General features: G+C 71.7%; 17 protein-coding genes. 14 read left to right on the top strand and 3 right to left on the bottom strand.

The window, feature by feature from the left end:
• Nucleotides 1-67: 67 nt before the first annotated feature.
• From MILUP08_RS00465 to corA, 6 genes are all read left to right on the top strand, one after another.
• Nucleotides 68-460 (top strand): CBS domain-containing protein, encoded by a 393-nt coding sequence (locus tag MILUP08_RS00465; RefSeq protein WP_039905087.1) that lies wholly within the window; start codon nt 68-70, stop codon nt 458-460.
• Nucleotides 461-557: 97 nt separating this feature from the next.
• Entirely contained in the window at nt 558-1,376 is an 819-nt protein-coding gene (locus MILUP08_RS35720) for an NACHT N-terminal Helical domain 1-containing protein (RefSeq protein WP_007453652.1), read from the top strand.
• A gap of 19 nt (nt 1,377-1,395) precedes the next feature.
• Nucleotides 1,396-4,101 carry an NACHT domain-containing protein gene (locus MILUP08_RS00455; protein WP_007453650.1) on the top strand — a complete coding sequence of 902 codons (2,706 nt, stop codon included), beginning with the start codon at nt 1,396-1,398 and terminating at the stop codon, nt 4,099-4,101.
• An 83-nt stretch (nt 4,102-4,184) separates the two neighbouring features.
• Entirely contained in the window at nt 4,185-4,643 is a 459-nt protein-coding gene (locus MILUP08_RS00450; RefSeq protein WP_007453648.1) for an ester cyclase, read from the top strand.
• 106 nt (nt 4,644-4,749) lie between these two features.
• The gene (locus MILUP08_RS00445; RefSeq protein ID WP_007453646.1) at nt 4,750-5,844 is read left to right on the top strand and encodes an aminotransferase-like domain-containing protein; all 1,095 of its coding nucleotides are present in this window, start codon (nt 4,750-4,752) and stop codon (nt 5,842-5,844) included.
• A gap of 307 nt (nt 5,845-6,151) precedes the next feature.
• Nucleotides 6,152-7,300: a magnesium/cobalt transporter CorA gene (gene corA, locus MILUP08_RS00440; protein ID WP_007453643.1), complete on the top strand. Its 1,149-nt coding sequence runs from the start codon at nt 6,152-6,154 to the stop codon at nt 7,298-7,300.
• A 242-nt stretch (nt 7,301-7,542) separates the two neighbouring features.
• Here the strand turns inward: corA and MILUP08_RS00435 are convergent, their stop codons facing one another.
• Entirely contained in the window at nt 7,543-8,319 is a 777-nt protein-coding gene (locus MILUP08_RS00435) for a hypothetical protein (RefSeq protein WP_039905000.1), read from the bottom strand.
• A gap of 84 nt (nt 8,320-8,403) precedes the next feature.
• On the opposite strand from MILUP08_RS00435, the gene MILUP08_RS00430 reads away from it, so the two are divergent.
• Nucleotides 8,404-8,934, top strand: coding sequence for a peptidylprolyl isomerase (locus MILUP08_RS00430; protein ID WP_007453641.1), 531 nt, complete (start codon nt 8,404-8,406; stop codon nt 8,932-8,934).
• A 100-nt stretch (nt 8,935-9,034) separates the two neighbouring features.
• Entirely contained in the window at nt 9,035-9,946 is a 912-nt protein-coding gene (locus tag MILUP08_RS00425; RefSeq protein ID WP_007453639.1) for a rhomboid family intramembrane serine protease, read from the top strand.
• A 4-nt stretch (nt 9,947-9,950) separates the two neighbouring features.
• Here MILUP08_RS00425 and MILUP08_RS00420 read toward each other — a convergent pair whose 3' ends face one another.
• Nucleotides 9,951-10,379 carry a PH domain-containing protein gene (locus tag MILUP08_RS00420; protein ID WP_007453637.1) on the bottom strand — a complete coding sequence of 143 codons (429 nt, stop codon included), beginning with the start codon at nt 10,377-10,379 and terminating at the stop codon, nt 9,951-9,953.
• Nucleotides 10,380-10,477: 98 nt separating this feature from the next.
• Here MILUP08_RS00420 and MILUP08_RS00415 point away from each other — a divergent pair, with 98 nt between their 5' ends.
• The 6 genes from MILUP08_RS00415 to MILUP08_RS00390 all read left to right on the top strand — a co-directional run bounded on the left by MILUP08_RS00415 (nt 10,478) and on the right by MILUP08_RS00390 (nt 16,311).
• The gene (locus tag MILUP08_RS00415; RefSeq protein WP_007453635.1) at nt 10,478-11,650 is read left to right on the top strand and encodes a thiolase family protein; all 1,173 of its coding nucleotides are present in this window, start codon (nt 10,478-10,480) and stop codon (nt 11,648-11,650) included.
• 116 nt (nt 11,651-11,766) lie between these two features.
• Nucleotides 11,767-12,780, top strand: a complete 1,014-nt coding sequence (locus tag MILUP08_RS00410) for a protein kinase family protein (protein ID WP_007453634.1) — start codon at nt 11,767-11,769, stop codon at nt 12,778-12,780.
• A gap of 111 nt (nt 12,781-12,891) precedes the next feature.
• Nucleotides 12,892-13,404 (top strand): hypothetical protein, encoded by a 513-nt coding sequence (locus MILUP08_RS00405; RefSeq protein ID WP_007453632.1) that lies wholly within the window; start codon nt 12,892-12,894, stop codon nt 13,402-13,404.
• A gap of 93 nt (nt 13,405-13,497) precedes the next feature.
• A complete protein-coding gene (locus MILUP08_RS00400; RefSeq protein ID WP_007453630.1) occupies nt 13,498-14,190 on the top strand; it encodes a response regulator transcription factor in 693 nt (230 codons plus the stop codon).
• Nucleotides 14,183-15,649: a sensor histidine kinase gene (locus MILUP08_RS00395; protein ID WP_007453628.1), complete on the top strand. Its 1,467-nt coding sequence runs from the start codon at nt 14,183-14,185 to the stop codon at nt 15,647-15,649. The genes MILUP08_RS00400 and MILUP08_RS00395 overlap by 8 nt, the downstream gene beginning before the upstream one ends.
• A gap of 56 nt (nt 15,650-15,705) precedes the next feature.
• Entirely contained in the window at nt 15,706-16,311 is a 606-nt protein-coding gene (locus MILUP08_RS00390) for a hypothetical protein (RefSeq protein ID WP_007453626.1), read from the top strand.
• Nucleotides 16,312-16,452: 141 nt separating this feature from the next.
• On the opposite strand, the gene MILUP08_RS00385 is transcribed toward MILUP08_RS00390, so the two are convergent.
• On the bottom strand, nt 16,453-18,433 hold a 1,981-nt coding region (locus MILUP08_RS00385), incomplete at its 5' end, for a phospholipid carrier-dependent glycosyltransferase (protein WP_144056845.1).

Here is an 18,433-nt window from a genome sequence, read left to right as displayed (position 1 = left end):
GTCCCGGAAACATCCACGGACGACCATGTCCGTACCGAATGCCACCGTCCCAAAGGAGTGATGTGTGATGCAGGTACGGGAAGCGATGTCCAGCCAGGTCCTCGTCGTCGGTCCGGAGCACACGCTCCGTCAGGCGGCCCGGATGATGTCGGCCCGCGGTGTCGGGTCGGCGGTCGTGATCGATCCCGAGTCCGAGGGGGTCGGGATCATGACCGAACGCGACGTGTTGAAGGCCATCGGCGCGGGCCTCGACTGCGACACCGAACGCACCGGCGCCCACCTGACCTGGGACGTGGTCTACGCGGGCCCGGAGTGGACGGTTGCCGAGGCCGCCGCCGCGATGGCCCGGGGCGGTTTCCGGCACCTGGTCGTGCTCGACGGCGGAGAGGTGGCCGGGGTGATCTCGGTTCGGGACATCATGCGGGTCTGGGCGGAGAGCCAGGTGGCCGCCGCGGGCTGAGCCGAGCGGCCGGCAGTGTCGAGTAATTGATCTGACTGAATGGAGCTGGTCGCGCGGAAATACAATGGACGGTCCGTCGAAGCTGAGGAGTCGGTCGATGACGTCACCTGTTCAGCGCGAGGGCGTGGCCAGGAAGATAATCGCCGCCGGCTTCAAGATTCTGTTTCCGGGCGCGGAGGCGAGGATCCAGGGCATCGAGGACGTCGTCGCCGCAATCGGCAAGTTGGACGCGGACAGCCTTGAGGGCAAGGCACTGCCCAGGCGTCTCGCCGACGCCGCCGACCGCATCGCCGACCGACTCGGGCGCATCGAGTCGATCGAGTACGCGGGCTTGGACGACGCCGAGCGTCGCCTCGCGGTGCAGGGTGTGGAGGAGGCGCTCACCAAATTCCGGCCGAGTAAGAGTCGCATCGTCCAGGAGGCCATCACCACGGAGCAGCTCCGTGCCGCGCTGGCACCGGCCGCCGAGCGCCGCTGGCGGGCCGATGATCTGGGCGAGAAGGCGGTCTCCTACGGCAGGCTGTACCTCATCGAAGCGGCCGCGTACGTTTCCGCGCTGGTCCGCGACCTGCCCGGCTTCGACAGCGATGTCGCCTGGGAGACGTACGTGGCGACGCGGAGAATCGACGCGATGCTGGAGCGCGGAATCACCAGCGTGGTGCTGCCGAAGTTCCGGCCAGGGCTGGCCGAGGAGATGAGCCGGTTCGAGGCCGGCTACCGCTCCGACGTGGCGAGCACCTACGAGGTACGCCGATCTGTTCGGCCTGAACCTGCCGATCGAGTTGCGCCGCCATCCCGTCGACGTGGCGTACATCCGGCTCCGGGCATCGAGGGTGCCGGGCGCCGGGGGGCAGGCGTCCGTCGACGGGAGCCCGGCCGTCGACGCGGCTCTGGGTCGCATTGCCACCGCCCGTGAACCGAGGCGAGGGGCGCGGGTGCTGCTCACCGGTTCGGCCGGGTCGGGCAAGACCACGATCAGCCAGTGGTTGGCCATCAGCACGGCACAGCGCCGGCTCCCGGAGTCCATGGCGAGCTGGTCAGGGTGCGTACCATTCGTCGCCCAGCTGCGCTACGCGTTCGCCCCCGGTCGCGAGCCGAACTACGAGGACCTGATCCGAGCCGCCGCTTGGCGCGGGTCGGACGTGCCGGGGTCGTGGGTCCGCGATTGCCTCGACCGCGGGGAGGCGCTCGTGCTCTTCGACGGTTTCGACGAGCTGTCGCACCATGACAAGTTGCGGGCGTACGTATGGCTCGACAAGCTGCTCCGGGCACATCCGGGTGCGAACTTCATCGTCACGTCCCGGCCGGACAGCCTCGACTACGGGTGGTTCGCCCGGCGGTACTTCGACGGGCTGCAGTTGATGCCGATGTCGGAAGGTGAGGCGCGCGACTGCATCAACCGATGGTTCCATGTCCTGATCAGCGGTACCGCCGTAGCGAGCAAGGTCAACGAATACCGGGAGCAGCACCAGCAGCTCATCTTCGACTTCCAGAATCGTCCGACGGTGCGCGACCTGAGCGAGACCCCGCTGCTCTGCGCCATGCTCTGCGCCTTCTATGCGCACAAGCTCTCGGACTCCGCCCCGGAGAGCCGTGCCGATCTCTACCAGCGGGTCGTGGAGGCTTTGATCCACTTCCGTGACGACGCGCGGAAGGTCGACCGGAGCGACGAGGGCGGTCTCACCTACCGGCAGAAGCTCGTTCTGTTGGAGGCGATCGCCATGCACATGACCGCGACCTCCACCACCACGATCCGAGTGGAGCCGTTGAGCCGGCTGCGCGATGAGGAGCTCGTGCAGCGCGGCGACGCAGTCGACCTGGACCTGCGGGCCAAGACCGCCCAGGAGATCGTCGCCGAGCAGCTCAACGGCATGGTGTCGGTGCGGGTCCGAGCTGAGGACGCCCTCACCCACCTGCTGTCCCGCAGCATCGTGCTCCAGCGGGTCGCCGACGATCAGGCGCAGTTCGCGCACCGCTCGATCCAGGAGTTCCTGACCGGTTGGGCGTACGCCGACGGGCCTATCGAGGACCTCGTGGCGCATGTGCTGGAGCCTGAGTGGCGGCGGGTGATTGTCTTCGCCGCCAGCGCACCGGTGCAGGAACGGGCGGTCTCCGCTCTGGTCGGGGCAATCCTTGACGTTGCCGAGATGTCCCTGGAGAGCCGCCGGGATCTGCTCCTGCTCGCGGCCGAGTGCCTCACCGCCGCCGGCCGGGTGAGCCAGTCCGTCGCGCGGCGGGCCTCCACGATGATCGAGGAGGTGTTGCCACCTCGTTCGCTGGAGGAGGCACGTTCCCTGACCGGCCTCGGCGAGGAACTGCTCAGCTGGCTGGACGGTCACCACCAACGGTCACCGGAGGTGGTCAGCGCCTGCATCGCGGCTGCGGCCCGGGTCGGTGGTCCGGCGGCCATGAAGATCCTTGCGCGTTATGCCGCGTCTCCGATTGCCACGTCTGTCGTACCAGCTCTTCTCGCCGCCTGGGGTCGGTTCGACGCCGAGCTGTACGCCCAGCAGGTGCTGGCACCACTTCAGCTCGGCGAGCACGAGGTGGCCGTACGGACCCGGCCGCAGCTCGAGGCGCTGAAGCACGTGACGTCGGCTCGGGCGGTACGGATCACCGTCGACGGAGAGCTCGCTGATCTGTCCTGCCTGGCCAAGCTCGACAAACTGCAGGAACTGGATTGCTCGCATGTGACCGGGCTGCGCAGCTCGGCAGGATTGGCGGCACTGCCCACGCTGCGGCGACTCAACCTCACCGGCTGCACCACCATGAGTGACGTCGCGGAGCTGGCGCAACTGCCAAACCTGGCCGAGGTCCATCTGGGCGGTTGCGCCGCGGTTCCGCCTGAGCAGGTGGAGGCGTTAGCGGGGCGGAGTTCACTGCGGGTGCTGGTGCTGGACGGTTGCCGGCAGCTCTACGAGTTTGCGTGGATCTCCCGGCTCGAAGGCCTCCGCACCCTCTCGTTGGACCGCTGTCAGGTCACCGAACTGGACTTCTGCTCGCACCTCGGCAATCTGCGCACCCTGCGGGTCCGCTCGGCCGACGGGGTCGACAACATCAGCGGGATCGCGGGCTGTGTCAGCCTGCGCCGCCTCAACGTGGTCTTCTCGTCCAGTCGTCGTGCGCCGTTCCCCGCGCTGTCGGCGACCCTGCGCGAGGTCGAGTTGGGTGGTCCGGTCTATGTCTCCGACCTGCGGTCACTCGCCCCGGCCACCGGCCTCCAGGTGCTGCGTACGGGCGGAATCCGAGACCTGACGCACCTCGATCAGCTACCCCGCCTTCCGTCGCTGACCCACCTCGTGCTGCCCAACTGCGAACTGCTGGCGCAGCCGACCGCTCCGCTGAAGGACCTCGCCGGGCTGGAGGTGCTCGACCTGAGCAACTCCGGGATCCATTCGTTGGACTTCCTCCGGAACCAGTCGCGGCTTCGCCGGTTGTATCTCAACCGGTGCCATCGCCTCAGCGACATCAGCGCGCTCGGTGATCTGCCACTTTTGGAGTACGTCAGCATGTCCGGCGGAGTGGCTGGGGTGTCGCTCGACATGATTGACGACCTCAGAAGCCGGGCCGGGCAGCGGCTGGTCATCGATCATGACCCGCTCGACGACCCGTTCGACGTGACCGACTACCTCGGTGCCTGAGTCTCCGGTGCTCGGGTGTGGCAGCGGGATCGATGGGTACTTCTTCCCTGCGGGCACGGACCGCCGTGCCGTGGGAGGGAATCATGCGTGACGCGGAGCGCCTGGTCGAGCAGCAGTACGCCATGCTCCTGCGTCGGGACGTGGCCCGCCTGCCGGATCTGTACGCCCCGGAGGCGTTCTACGCCATGCCGGGTGTCACGGTCCGGCCGATCGAGCTGCCCGCGCTGCTGCGCACCTGGACCGGCGCATTTCCGGATCTGCGGATCGACCCGCTGGGCGCGGTGCGCACGTCCGGCGGCGCGGCGGTGGAGCTGCGCCTCAGCGGCACCCACACCGGCACGCTGCACTCGCCGTACGGCACTGTCGCTCCGACCGGCCGGTCGGTGAGCTGGGAGGTGGCCGACGTGGTCCGGGCACGCCGGGGCCGGATCGTGGCGTGGCGCTCCTACTTCGACTGGAGTCAGCTCCTCGACGCGCTCGGCGTGCAGTTGGAGGGCCTTTCCCGGGCGACGCAGCACGACTCGCTCGCACTTCCGGTCTGATCTGACGTCGACCGGTCGACGCGGGTCACCCGTCCCGGTGGCTCAGGATGCGGACATCGCCGTGCCGTCCGCGCGTTCCCCGCCGCCGCCCGTACGCTCAATGTCCATGACCGCCGAGCAGCTGATCTCCTTTGCCCGTGGGGCGCCCTCGCTGGACATCGTCGATGTCGAGGGGCTCAAGGCCGCCGCCGTACGCGCCTTCGACGCCGACCCCGCGGGGGTCACGGCGTACGGCACCTCCGTCGGTTACCTTCCGCTGCGAAAGTGGATCGCCGAGAAGCACGGGGTGGATGCCAACCAGGTGCTTGTCACCAACGGCTCGCTCCAGGCCGACGCCTTCCTCTTCGACCACCTGGTCCGTCCCGGCGACGCGGTGGTGGTCGAGCGTCCGACCTACGACCGCACGCTGCTCAACCTCCAGCGGATGGGCAGCGAACTGCACGGCATCTCGGTCCAGCCGGACGGTCTGGACACCGCCGAGCTGCGCAAGCTGCTGGAGTCCGGGGTCCGCCCCCGGCTCGCGCACGTCATCCCGAACTACCAGAACCCGGCTGGCATGACGCTGTCGCTGGAGAAGCGCCGGGAGCTGCTCGACCTGGCCGCCGAGTACGAGTTCACGATCTTCGAGGACGACCCGTACGCGGACATCCGCTTCCGCGGCGAGGCGCTGCCGTCGATGCTCTCGCTGGACACCCGCAACGTGGTCGTGCACGCGTCGAGCTTCACCAAGACGGTCTGCCCGGGCGTACGGGTCGGTTACCTGGTCGGCCCGGCGGATCTGATCGCCGACATCGCCAAGAACGCGACGAGCCTCTACATCTCGCCCGGCATGGTGTCGCAGGCGATCGTGCACCAGTTCTGCGTCTCCGGCGACATCGACCGCTCGATCGAGACCGTCCGATCGGCGCTCGGCGAACGTGCCCGGGTGCTGGCCGAGTCGCTGCGCCGGCACCTGCCGCAGGCCCGGTTCGTGGAGCCCGACGGCGGCTACTTCCTGTGGGTGGAGTTCCCTGAGGACGTGCTGGTGGACCAGCTCGCCCCGGCGGCGGCCGAGCGTGGGGTCGCCGTGGTCAAGGGCAGCGATTTCGTTCTCGACGGTGGGCGGCACGCCCTGCGGCTGGCCTTCTCGGCGGTGACGGCCGACAAGATCGACGAGGGTGTCCGTCGGCTCGCGGCGGCTGTCGAGGCGATCCGGAACTGAATTTCTGTCGGGTTCCCGACAGAACGACGATGCCCGCCGTCCAGGGACTCCCCAACGGACGGCCGGCGGCTCACAATGCTGCGAGCGTCACCCGCCAGGTGTAGCGAGGATCACCGCCTCGCCGCCACCTCGGGCTACGCGTGCAGCACAACCCCCGCCCCCACGGGCGCCGGGTGGGCCGTGTCGTCCTTCACCCCCCGATGCGGCCCGGCCCGCCCGGCGCCGCACCCGCGACCGCCGTCACACCTGCCGATGGCGACCATCGGCGTAGCCTGCAAGCCGCAGGCGAGCGCGGGGAGGTGTCGCGATGACGGATCGGGCAGAGCGGGGCCGGACGGCGCCGCTGAGCACGTCCCGGGTGCTGCGACCCCGGGCCTGGCCGTCGCCGGTCCGGGCGGTGACCAGGATGCTCAACGCCGACGGATCGCCGCCCACTCCGGCGTCCCCCGGCACCGGCCGCAGCGGGGTGGTCGACTGCGCTCTCTACGTCGACGGCAAGCGACAGCCCGGCGACTGGACGTACGCGGAGGCGTTGGAGGCGGCCCGCCGGGAGGAGCACGGCTTCGTCTGGATCGGTCTGCACCAGCCGGAGCTGGCCGAGATGACCGCCATCGCGGAGACGTACGGCCTGCACGAGCTGGCCGTCGAGGACGCGGTGAAGGCCGAGCAGCGGCCCAAGCTGGAGCGCTTCGGGGACGTGACCTTCCTGGTGCTGCGCACCGCCCGGTACTGCGAGCACACCGAACTGACCGAGACCTCCGAGGTCGTCGAGACCGGCCAGGTGATGCTGTTCATCGGCCCGAACTTCCTGATCAGCGTCCGGCACGGGGACGCCTGCCGACTCTCCCCGGTCCGCGCCGACCTGGAGACCAAGCAGGAGTTGCTGCTCCAGGGCCCGTGGGCGGTCGCGTACGGCGTGACCGACCGGGTGGTCGACCTCTATCTGGAGGTGGCCGAGCAGCTCGAGGACGACCTGGACGTGCTGGAGGCCGAGGTCTTCGACCGCAACAGCCACGGCCGGATCCAGCGGATCTACCAGATGAAGCGGGAGCTGGTGGAGTTCAAGCGGGCGGTGATCCCGTTGCAGCGACCGCTCATGTCGCTCACCTCCCAGGTGAACCGCGAGGTGCCCAAGGAGATCCGTAAGTACTTCCGGGACGTGCAGGACCACCTGAGTCGCACCGTCGAGCAGGTGAACTCGTACGACGACCTGCTGAACTCGATCCTGCAGGCGCGGCTGGCCCAGGTAAGCGTCGACCAGAACAACGACATGCGCAAGATCGCCGCGTGGGCGGCCATCGCGGCGGTCTGGACCTCCATCGCCGGCGTCGAGGGCATGAACTTCGAGAACATGCCCGAGCTGAAGATGACGTACGGCTATCCGGTGGCCCTGGCCCTGATGCTCGGTGTCTCCCTGGCCCTCTACCGCTGGTTCCGCCGCAACGGCTGGCTCTGACCGCGCGGCGGCGGCGCCCGGACCGCTCCGCGCCCGGACCGCTCCGCGGCCGGACCGGCACCGTGATCCACTCGGCTTCCGTGAAGTCGGGGCATCCCATGGACCCGGACATCCCGATTTCATGAAACCCGAGTGGATCTTGCGAGGGTTCAGCTCACGCGGGGTGCGCCGCTCGACGCGGCAGCGCCGGCGAGCGGGGAGAACCCGCGTCGCCGGCGCTCGCTGCGTTGCTGTGTCGGGGGTCAGCGACGGCCGTTGGTGCGGGCCGTGTCCTTGCCCAGCGCCTTGGTGAGGTCGTCGGTCGGCCGACCGGTGACGTCCGTGGCGCCCTCGGCCACCGAGGGGACCTTGTCGGTCGGGCGGATCCCGGTCTGCTTGGCCGGGGCGGTGGTGCTGGCGCTGTCGCCGCCGGCGACCGCCGAGCTGCCCGCACCGGTCATTCCGGGCGCGCCGCTCATGGCGGACCCGTCGGTCCCCTTGGTCGCGGCCGGCGTGCGCACCTCGATCGAGTCGACCTCGTCGCGCATCGGCTCCAGGGAGCGGGTCGGGTCGTACTCCGCCCACTCCTGCTGCTCCCGGCGGCGACGCAGGGCGACCGCACCGGCCAGGCCGGCGATGGCGCCCGCGGCCAGCAGGCCGGTCATCATCGAGCCGCGACGGCGCGGCTGCTTCTTCTTCCCGGTGATCCGCATGGTCTTCGACTTGGCCTTCCTGGTCAGCGGCCCTGCCTGCGCGGCGCCGTCCCGGGCTGCCGCCGCCAGCGGTGCCAGCGTGGTGAGTGTGGTTCCCCAGCCGGTCGACGCGCGGTCGCGCACCTTCACCGCAGCCGGCCCCACGTAGCCCCGGGCCACCTGGACCCGAGGACCGACGGTCGCGCCGGCGCCCTTGGCCGCGTGGTTGGCTGCCTGCATCAGGTGGCTGATGCTCTGGTTCAGCTCAGCCTTGGCGAGCTGGCCCTGGGACTGACGCCGCCCGATTCCAAACACGGTCCTACCTCCTGGGAGTTGTTCCTTCGTCATCCTCCACCAACGGATGCCTCCGCGATGCCAGATCGGGCACATGGGAGGATCCGCATGGAACTGACCAACGAGTGAGGAGTACCCGTGGCCGAGGCTGTCTACGCCACCCTGCACACCAACGCTGGCCCGATCCGGCTGGAGCTCTTCCCGAACCACGCTCCGAAGACGGTCCGTAACTTCATCGACCTGGCCGAGGGCAACCGGGAGTACACCGACCCGCGCACCGGTCAGCCGGGCAGCGGGCCGTACTACGACGGCACCATCTCGCACCGCGTGATCAGCGGTTTCATGGTCCAGATGGGAGACCCGACCGGCACCGGCCGGGGCGGGCCGGGCTACAAGTTCGCCGACGAGTTCCACCCGGAGCTGCGCTTCGACCGGCCGTACCTGCTGGCGATGGCGAACGCCGGACCCGGCACCAACGGTTCGCAGTTCTTCATCACCGTGTCCCCGACGCCGCACCTCAACAACCGGCACACCATCTTCGGCCAGGTCGCCGACGAGGAGTCGGTGAAGGTCGTCGACTCGATCGCGAACACCCCGACCGGCCCGAGCGACCGTCCGCTCCAGGACGTCGTCATCGAGCGGGTCGAGATCGAGCGGTCTGCCGCCTGACGAACCCGCGAGGTACCTTTGCTCGCATGATTGAGCGCTCCGGAGCACCGCGCCGGCCAGCGTCGGTGAGCCGCGCGGTGGCGGACGGAGGATCGGCCCGGTGAGCGAGTCCCCGCCGACCACCCCGGTCTGCTACCGGCACCCTGGTCGCGAGACCTACGTCCGGTGCACCCGCTGCGACCGGCCGATCTGCCCGGAGTGCATGCGGGAGGCGTCCGTCGGGCACCAGTGCCCGGAGTGCGTCAACGAGGGACGTCGCACCGTCCGGCCGGCACGTACCGCCTTCGGTGGTGGTACGGCCGGCCGGCACGGCTACGTCACGAAGGGCATCATCGCCCTGAACGTGCTGCTCATGCTGCTGTCCATCGCCTCCGACCGGGGTGGGGACGCGGCAGTCGGCGGTTCCGGCTTCGGCGGTCTGATGGGCGGCGGCACCCCGCTTACCAACTGGGGTTCGGTGCTCGGGCTGGCGGTCTTCCCCGACGGCACGCTCGGCGGCATCGCCGAAGGCCAGTGGTATCGGCTGGTCACCGCGATGTTCCTGCACTACGGCGTGATCCACCTGCTGCTCAACATGTGGGCGCTGTGGGTGCTGGGCCGGTCGCTGGAGGCCAACCTCGGGCCGCTGCGCTTCGGCGCGCTCTATCTGATCGCGGGCCTCGGCGGCAACGTGGCCGCCTACCTGTTCAGCGCCCAGAACTCGGCGACGGCCGGCGCGTCGACCGCCGTCTTCGGCCTCTTCGCCGCGCTGATCATCATCGAGCGGAAACTCGGCAGGGACATCTCCCAGGTGATCCCCATCCTGGTGATCAACCTGGTGTTCACGTTGACCGTGCCGGGCATCTCGATCCCCGGGCACCTCGGCGGCCTGGTGGTCGGCGCGGCGATGTCCCTGGTGCTCGCGTACGCGCCGCGTGGTCGGCGTACGCTGGTGCAGGCCGTGGGCGCCGCCATCATCCTGCTGATCCTGCTCGGCCTGGTCCTGTTCCGCACCGCGCAACTGCTTGGCTGACGACTCAGGGGTATCGGCGGGCGGCGCGCAGCTCGGCGGCCACCTCCTCCGGGGTGGCACCCAGGTCGTACCGACCGAACAGGTGCAGCGACTCGCCCGCGTCGATCTCCAGGACCTCGCCGGTCACCCCGAGCCGCTGCCGGCGGTCCACGTTTATCGCCTCGACCGTCGGCCAGGGCAGCAGTCGCCGGCCGGCGAAGCCGTGGATGACTGTGAGCCCCGCCGGGTCCACCGCCAGGCGGACCGGCGCGACCAGGTCGCGTACCGCCCAACCGGCCAGCGTGGCGGCGGCCAGACCGGCCACGACCAGGCGTACCGGGTCGCCGTCGGCGAAGAGCAGGCCGAGGGCGACCAGCAGGACGGCGCCGGCCAGCTTCGTCACCGGCAGGTTCGTCGGCACCCGCCACTGCCGCACCGGGGAGATCTCGTCCACCCGTCCAGCATGCCAGCGGTGGTCGGATGCCGCCTGGGCGGACGGCCGGTCGATCGACGACGTAGGATCGGGTCAGCCCACGTTACCGGGGAGTAAACATGAGTGACGCGGTCATCGTCGGCGCGGTGCGCACCCCGGTCGGGCGGTGCAAGGGCAGCCTCGCCGGTGTCCATCCGGTCGACCTGTCGGCCCACGTACTGCGCGCCCTCGCCGAGCGCACCGGCCTGGACCCAACGCAGGTCGACGACGTCTTCTGGGGCTGCGTGTCCCAGGTCGGCGAGCAGTCGTGGAACATCGCGCGCAACGGCGTGCTCGCCGCCGGCTGGCCCGAGACGGTGCCCGGCACCACGCTGGACCGGCAGTGCGGCTCCAGCCAGCAGGCCCTGCACTTCGCCGCCGCGACAGTCCTCTCCGGCCAGGCCGACCTGGTGGTCGCCGGCGGAGTGGAGTCGATGACCCGGGTGCCGATGGGCTCCAGCGTGGCGGGCGGCATGCCGTTCAGCGATCAGCTCCGCGCCCGCTACCGTGGTGTCGAGGGCTTCGCCGACGACGCGCCGCTGCCGTTCAACCAGGGCGTCGGGGCCGAGCTGATCGCCCGCCGGTGGCGACTCTCGCGTACGCAGCTCGACGAGTTCGCGCTCGCCAGCCACGAGAAGGCCGCCGCCGCGCAGGACGCCGGGGCGTTCGATCCGGAGCTGACGGCCGTGCCGCTCGCCGACGGCGGCAAGTTCACCGCCGACGAGGGCATCCGCCGGGACACCTCGCTGGACAAGCTCGGCGAACTGGCCACCCCGTTCCGCGCCGACGGCGTCGTCACCGCCGGGTCCGCTTCCCAGATCTCCGACGGCGCCGCCGCGCTCGCGGTGACCACGTCCGAGTGGGCCAGCCGGCACGGCCTGCGCCCGCTGGCCCGCATCCACACCGCCGTGGTCGCGGCCGACGACCCGGTCACCATGCTCACCGCACCCATCCCGGCCACCGCGAAGGCGCTGCGCCGCGCGGGGCTGGGCATCGAGGAGATCGGGGTGTACGAGGTGAACGAGGCGTTCGCCCCGGTGCCGCTGGCCTGGCTGGCGGAGACCGAGGCGGACCCGGAGCGGCTCAACCCGCGCGGTGGCGCGATCGCCCTCGGGCACCCGCTCGGCGGCTCCGGCGCCCGGATCATGACCACGATGCTCCAGCACATGCGGGACAACGGCCTCCGCTACGGCCTCCAGACCATGTGCGAGGGCGGCGGCATGGCCAACGCCACGATCGTCGAGCTGGTCTGACCCGGCCGCCGGCCGAGGACCGTCGAGCTGGTCTGACCCGGCGGCTCGACGCCGGCCGAGGAGCATCGCGGAAATGGTCTCGCCCCGGGTCGGGCACGCCGCCTAGGGTGCCCATCGTGACGACGATCGCCGACGGGCGCGCCCCCGACTGGTCCAGCGACGAGTGGCAGGCGCAGGCCCGATCCTGGGTCGACGAGCAGCTCGGCAACGCCGGTCGCCGGGTCACCGGGCCGATGGAGCCGCGCGTCCGGCCGTGGTCGCTGGTCTGGCGGGTGCCGACCGACGGCCGGCCGGTCTGGTTCAAGGCCAACAACCGGGGCACGGCGCACGAGGCGGTCCTGATCGCGACGCTTGCCCGGCTGGCGCCCGAGCGGGTGCTGACCCCGATCGGTGTGGACCGGGAGCGGGGCTGGTCGCTGCTTCCCGACGGCGGTGAGTCGCTGCGTGACGTGCTGGGCCGCGACCCCGACCTGGCGCACTGGGAGCGGGCGCTGCCCGGGTACGCGGCACTCCAGCTCGCCACCGCGCCCCGCGCCGACGAACTGGTCGCCCTCGGCGTACCGGACCACCGCCCGGAGGTGCTGGCGGGGCTGCTCGACGAGCTGCTCGACGATCGCGACTCGCTGCGCGTCGGCGCGGAGGGCGGGCTCGCCGTCGAGACGTACGAGCGGTTGCGGGCGGAGCTTCCGGCGTACGCGCAGCGGTGCCGCCGGCTCGCGGACATCGGCATCCCGGCCACCGTGCAGCACGACGACCTGCACGACGGCAACGTCTTCGCCGGCCCGGCCGGCTACCGCTACTTCGACTGGGGTGACGCCTCGGTGGCGCACCCGTTCGGCACGCTGCTGGTGACCCTGCGCTCGATCCGGTACGCCACCGAGGCGTCGGCCGACGACGCCGGCCTGGCCCGGCTGCGCGACTGTTACCTGGAGGCGTGGACGGACCGCTATGACCGCCGGACCCTCGTCGAGGCCGCCGACCTGGCCATGAACCTGGGCGCGGTGAGCCGGTCGCTCTCCTGGCGGCGGGCTCTGGACACGGCCGACCCGGCCCGCGCGGAGTACGCCGAGGCGGTGCCCGGATGGCTCGCCGAGCTGTTCGCCGCCACCCCGCTTCAGCCCGACCACTGACCGGCATCCGTCGAAGTCGGAAGTCGGACAGGCGGTGCGACGCGCGGCGTGGAACTTCCAAAATTTGGACGTGACCCACGTCACCGCGCCGGGGAGGTCGTTGGGCAGGTCATGGACGTCTTCTCCCGAACGTTCCTCCCGGCCGCCACCGAGGCCGGCCTTGCCGTGCAGACCGTGAGCCGGCACATGCCGGTCTTCCGACGCTGTGTCGGCTCCGGTGACGCCACCATCCTGGTCACCCGTTGCAGCCGCCCCGACCGCCCGGTCACCGGCGACTACCTGTTGCTGCTCACCCACCGTCGACTGGTGGTGACCCAGCAGACCCGGCTCCTGCACCGGCTGCGCCTGCACCTCAACACCGAGCTGCGCGAGCTGAGCAACGTCACCTGGAGCCCGGACCCCCGGCTGGGGTCGGTCGAGCTGGCCGCCACCGCGATCGACGGGATCCGCGAGCGGTTCCTCGTCCGCACCAGCCACCCGAAGCAGGTGTGGCAGCTCGACGCGCTGCTCAACCACGCCTTCCGGACCCGCCTGCGGGCACCCCGCGAGCGGATCGTCGCCACCATCGGCGACACGCCGGCCGCCGTCCGACCCAGCGCGTTCCGCCCCGCCGTGGCGCGCTGACGCCCGACCGGACGGCAGCCCTTCACGTCGCCTTTACCGAACCCGAACACGCACCGATCGCTCCGAGCCGACCGGGTCGGCAATCATGGGCCGGTGACCGTCGAACCGCCGCACCGCGGGCTCGTCCTCGTGGTCGAGGACGAGCCGGCCATCGCCGACCTGGTCCGGCTCTACCTCAGCCGGGACGGGTTCGGCGTACACCTGGAACGCGACGGCGAGGCGGGCCTGAGCGCCGCCCGCCGGCTGCGACCGGTCGCCTGCGTCCTCGACATCGCCCTGCCCCGCCTCCCCGGCACCGAGATCTGCCGACGCTTACGCGAGGCCGGTGACTGGACGCCAGTCATCTTCCTCACCGCCCGCGACGACGAGGTGGACCGGATCGTCGGCCTGGAGCTGGGCGCCGACGACTACGTCACGAAGCCGTTCAGCCCGCGCGAGTTGGTCGCCCGGGTACGCGCGGTGCTGCGCCGTACCGCCGGGGGCCCCGAGGGCGCGGAACGACCGCGTGTCGTCGGCCCGGTGACCCTCGACCCGGCCCGTCGGACGGTCACCGCCGACGGCGTACCGGTGCAGCTCACCTCCACGGAGTTCGACCTGTTGGCGCACCTCATGGCCCGGCCCGGCCGGGTCTTCACCCGGGAGGAGCTGCTGGCCGGCGTCTGGGGCTACGCCGCGCACGCCGGAACCCGCACGGTGGACGTGCACGTCGCCCAGGTGCGGGCGAAGCTCGGCCCGGTCAGCGTCATCCGCACCCACCGGGGCGTGGGGTACGCGGTCGATGCCTGAGCAGCCCGTACGCGCCGAGTCGCCGACCATGGCGCTGCCGGTGATCGGCGTCCGCCCGCCGGCCGCACCCCGGCGCAGTCGGCTCGGCCGGACGCTCACCGCCCGCGCGGTGCTCGTCACCTGCGCGGTGGCACTGGTGTCGGTGCTCGTCACGGCCATCGTCGCGGTGCCACTGGCGATCCGCGGCGCGGAGCGACGTGATCAGCAGGCCCTCGCCGCGCAGGCCCGACTCGCCGCCGAGGTGCTGCGCACCCGGCTGGACCGGGGTCGCACAGTCGACGAGGAGCGGCTCATCCAGCAACTGCGCGACCAGGGCATCGACGCGTACCTGATCCGGCGCGGGACCGTCGACCGGTCGGGCCTGCCGGCCCGCGTGGTGCAGCGGATCGGGCAGGGCCGCAACGTGTCGGCCCGCCGCTCGGTCAACGGCCACCGCGCCCTGGTGGAGGGCCGGGCGCTGCCCGGCGGCAACGGGGTGGTGCTGTCCCGTGCCTCGTCGAACGGGTTGTGGGCGCAGGTGCTGCTCAGCCTCTGGTTGCCGCTGCTGGCCGGGTTGGCCGCCGGCGTGGTGGCCGGCCTCCTGCTTGCCCGCCGTCTGGCCCGACCGATCCGCGTCGCGGCCACCGCCGCGGCCCGACTGCGGGCCGGGGACCGCGCCGTCCGGGTGCCTGTCGAACCGCCGGACGAGGTCGCCGACCTGGCCGAGGCGCTGAACGGGTTGGCCGCCGCGTTGACCACGAGCGAGGGCCGGCAGCGCGAGTTCCTGCTCTCCGTCTCGCACGAGCTGCGGACCCCGCTTACCGCGATCCGGGGGTACGCCGAGGCGCTGGCCGACGGCGTCATCGACACCGACGGCACCGCCGACGCCGGTCGGACGATGCTGGCCGAGGCCCAGCACCTCGACCGGCTGATCGGCGACCTGCTGGCGCTGGCCCGGCTGGAGGCCGCCGACTTTCCGCTGGAACCGGTGCCTGTCGACCTGACCCGGCTGGCCGCCGACGCCGAGCCGACCTGGTCGGGTCGGTGCGCCGCGGTGGGAGTGTCGTTCCGCCTGGAGACGCCCGGTCAGCCGGTGTCCGCGTACACCGATCCGGGTCGGATCCGGCAGGTGGTGGACGGGCTGCTGGAGAACGCGCTGCGGGTCGTACCCCCGGGGGCGCCTGTGGTGCTCGCGGTCCGGCCGGTCGGTGCGGACCCGGCGGACGGTGGTGTGCTGGAGGTCCGCGACGGCGGACCCGGCTTCACCGACGACGACCTGGCGGTGGCGTTCGAGCGGGGGGCGTTGCACGAGCGCTACCGGGGGGTGCGCAAGGTGGGCAGCGGGCTGGGGCTGGCCCTCGCCGCCGGGCTGGTCCGCCGGCTGGGCGGGGAGATCGTCGCGGGTCACGCGCCCGAGGGCGGCGCGGCCTTCACGGTCCGGCTTCCCGGTGATCCTTACCGGATCCGTACATCGGCCTGACGGTCCGCTCGTCCTCGCGGGGAAGGCTGAAGGCTCCACGGACGAGAGGGAGAGTCATGCCACGTTGGGGATTCGTCACCGGCACCACGGCACTGTTCGCGGCGGTGGCGCTCGGCGTCAGCGGCTGCGGCGCGGCCGAGGTGGCAAGCCAGCCCGCGCGGGACGCGGCGGTCGAGGTCGCCGCGGCGATGGGTGTGGAGGGCCAGGCGCTTACCGCGATGGGCTTCGACGCCACCGACCTGGACGTGCAGACCGTCGCCGCACCGTCCACCCCGGCGCCGGGCGCCTCTCCGACGGCCAAGGACAAGGACAAGGACAAGCAGAAGCGCGGCGAGGAGTGGCGCAAGCGCCACCAGGCCCGTGTGCAGCTCCGCAAGAACACCCTGCACGGCGAGGCGGTGGTGCAGACCAAGGACAACGGTACGCAGACGGTGGCGGTGCAGCGTGGCGAGGTGACCGCCATCGACGGCGACTCGATGACCGTCAAGTCCACCGACGGTTTCACGATGACCTGGACCTTCGGCGACGACCTCCGGGTCGTCGAGCGGCGCGCGACGGTGCAGCCGAGCGAGGTCAAGGTCGGGGCGAAGGTCGGCGTCGCCGGCGCGAAGGACGGCGACAAGGGTGTCGCCCGGCTCGTCCTCATCCCGCGCGACAAGTGAGCGCTGGGCCCCCGGGTGTACGCCCGGGGGCCCGCACCGCTCTGGCGTGATCAACACGGGTTCGGTGAAACGGGCGTGTCCCGGTCGGTGCAACACCCCGATATCGCCGAAGCCGTGTTGATCAATCGGGGTCCGGGCCGGTCAGCGGCCGGGTGGCAGGGCGTAGCCCACGTAGCCACGGAACTCCAGCCGCCAGCCAGCCGGAACCAGCTTGGCGCAGGCCGGCTGACTGCCGGTGCAGACGATCGCGTCCACCGAGGCCGGGTCGGCCGGCGGCCGTTCCGGCAGCACCGACTGCAACGACACCAGCTCCGGCGAGCCGCCGTCCGGCTGACGCAGCAGCAGCCACCACGGGTACTCCCAGTTGTCGTTCTGCTCCACCAGCCCGATCCGCCGGGCGCCACTGTCGCGGACCGCCGACGCCGCCCAGCGGAACTCGTCGGCCCACTCCGGCCGGCGCAGGAACCGGGTGTCCCAGTCCGAGGTGGTGAACACCGAGCCGGAGCCGACCAGCCGCCGCGGGAAGCCGTACGACAGCGCCAGCACCCCGGCCAGCGCCGAGGTGGCCAACACGGCGACCACCGCCAGCGTGGCCACCGACCGCCGCGCACGACCGCTCGTCGGGGCGGTGCTCGTCGCGCGGCCGGCGTGGCGGCGCAGGATCGCATCCAGCCACAGCCCGGCGAGCGGCACGGCGAGGACCAGGGCGTAGAGCAGCAGCCGGTTGCCCCACGGCTGCCACTTGAGCATCGCGGTGTGCAGCAGCACGGTGGTCAGCACCACCACGGCGTACGCCCGCAGCGGCCCCACCTGGCCGGGATCGATCCGGCGCGGGCGGACGAGCGCGACGAGCGCCCCGAGCAACGCCACCGCCCCGGCGATCGGGAAGGCCACCCGGTCCTCGTCCGGGTACCAGGCGGGCACCGGAAAGACCTCCCGGCCGAAGGTGATCGCCCGGTCCTGAGGGTCGACGCCTATCGCGTCCGCGCCGTCGATGATCGCGTCCGCGCTGGCGCTGCGCAGCGGCGCCAACGGCGTGTCGAACGCCGTGTGCCCGATCCGCAGCGCGTTGACCAGTACCGACGCCGGATCATGCCGTTCCATCGGGATCGACTCCCGCAGCCGCGGCGGGCCCAGCGGATGCCCGAACTCGGCTGTCACCCGGGCCAGGAACGGGCCCACCACAACCGCCGCGACCACCAGGATCAGCGCCGAGCCAGCGACGACCCGGACCACCCCGCCGACCGGCCGCACCCGACCAACCGACGTGGCACCCGTCGGAGCCTCGTCGGCCGACGTCGCAGCGACCGACGCTCCGCCGGCCGGCGCTCCGCCGGCCGACGGACCACCGACGGACAGCGCGGCGGCCGGTGCCCGGGCGGCCAGGGCCAGCCGGAGCTGGGCCAGGCCCCAGAGCACCAGCAGCGGGCCCACCGCGATGAGGCCACTGGTCTTCGTCACCGCCGTCAACCCGGTGGCCGCGCCCAGGCAGAGCAGCGTCCCCCAACCGGTCCGCCGCCGCAGCCCGTCCAGGACGAGTGTCGCGGCGCACGCCACCCACGCCGCGCAGACCAGGTCGGTCTGGGTGCTGGTCGCCTGGAGCACGACCATCGGGGTGCTGGCCAGCACGAACGCGGTGATCAACTGAGCCCGCCGACCGCCGCCGAGCTGCGCGGTGATCCGCGCGGCCACCAGCAGGCAGAGCACCCCGGCGGCCCACTGCACCAGATTGTGCAGCGCATCTGAGCCGGTGAGCAGGCGCAGGTGCAGGAGCAGGTACTCCGCGCCGGGCGGGATGGTCACCTGCCGGTGGATGGCGGTGGGCCAGAAGTCGAGGTCACCCTGGGCCACCCAGTGCTCGACCTTGGGCAGGTGGTACGTCTGCGAGTCGAAGTTGTTCGGCTCGGCCAGCAGCGCGACGAGCAACTCCAGCAGCACCAGCCCACCGATCACGCCGCCGAGCAGCCGCTCGCCCCGACTCGCCGTACGCCAGGCGTCGGCTGCCCTGGCGCGTACCCCACCGGTCTGGACCGGCGCGGCGGCGCGCCCGCCCGCCGGGCCGCGGTCGGCGAGCGCGACGGACGTCTCCGGGCCGGCGCCGGCGGCCACCGCCGCGCCGACC

The organism is Micromonospora lupini str. Lupac 08, from assembly GCF_000297395.2.
Lineage (GTDB): Bacteria > Actinomycetota > Actinomycetes > Mycobacteriales > Micromonosporaceae > Micromonospora > Micromonospora lupini.
The sequence above is the reverse complement of the archived record's forward strand: the minus strand, read 5'-3'. Positions and strand labels throughout refer to the sequence as shown.

Coding starts and splice junctions, on each gene's coding strand:
- MILUP08_RS00465 (WP_039905087.1), top strand. CDS start 68: ATGCAGGTACGGGAAGCGATGTCCAGCCAGGTCCTCGTCGTCGGTCCG.
- MILUP08_RS35720 (WP_007453652.1), top strand. CDS start 558: ATGACGTCACCTGTTCAGCGCGAGGGCGTGGCCAGGAAGATAATCGCC.
- MILUP08_RS00450 (WP_007453648.1), top strand. CDS start 4,185: ATGCGTGACGCGGAGCGCCTGGTCGAGCAGCAGTACGCCATGCTCCTG.
- MILUP08_RS00445 (WP_007453646.1), top strand. CDS start 4,750: ATGACCGCCGAGCAGCTGATCTCCTTTGCCCGTGGGGCGCCCTCGCTG.
- corA (WP_007453643.1), top strand. CDS start 6,152: ATGACGGATCGGGCAGAGCGGGGCCGGACGGCGCCGCTGAGCACGTCC.
- MILUP08_RS00435 (WP_039905000.1), bottom strand. CDS start 8,319: ATGACGAAGGAACAACTCCCAGGAGGTAGGACCGTGTTTGGAATCGGG.
- MILUP08_RS00415 (WP_007453635.1), top strand. CDS start 10,478: ATGAGTGACGCGGTCATCGTCGGCGCGGTGCGCACCCCGGTCGGGCGG.
- MILUP08_RS00405 (WP_007453632.1), top strand. CDS start 12,892: ATGGACGTCTTCTCCCGAACGTTCCTCCCGGCCGCCACCGAGGCCGGC.
- MILUP08_RS00395 (WP_007453628.1), top strand. CDS start 14,183: ATGCCTGAGCAGCCCGTACGCGCCGAGTCGCCGACCATGGCGCTGCCG.
- MILUP08_RS00390 (WP_007453626.1), top strand. CDS start 15,706: ATGCCACGTTGGGGATTCGTCACCGGCACCACGGCACTGTTCGCGGCG.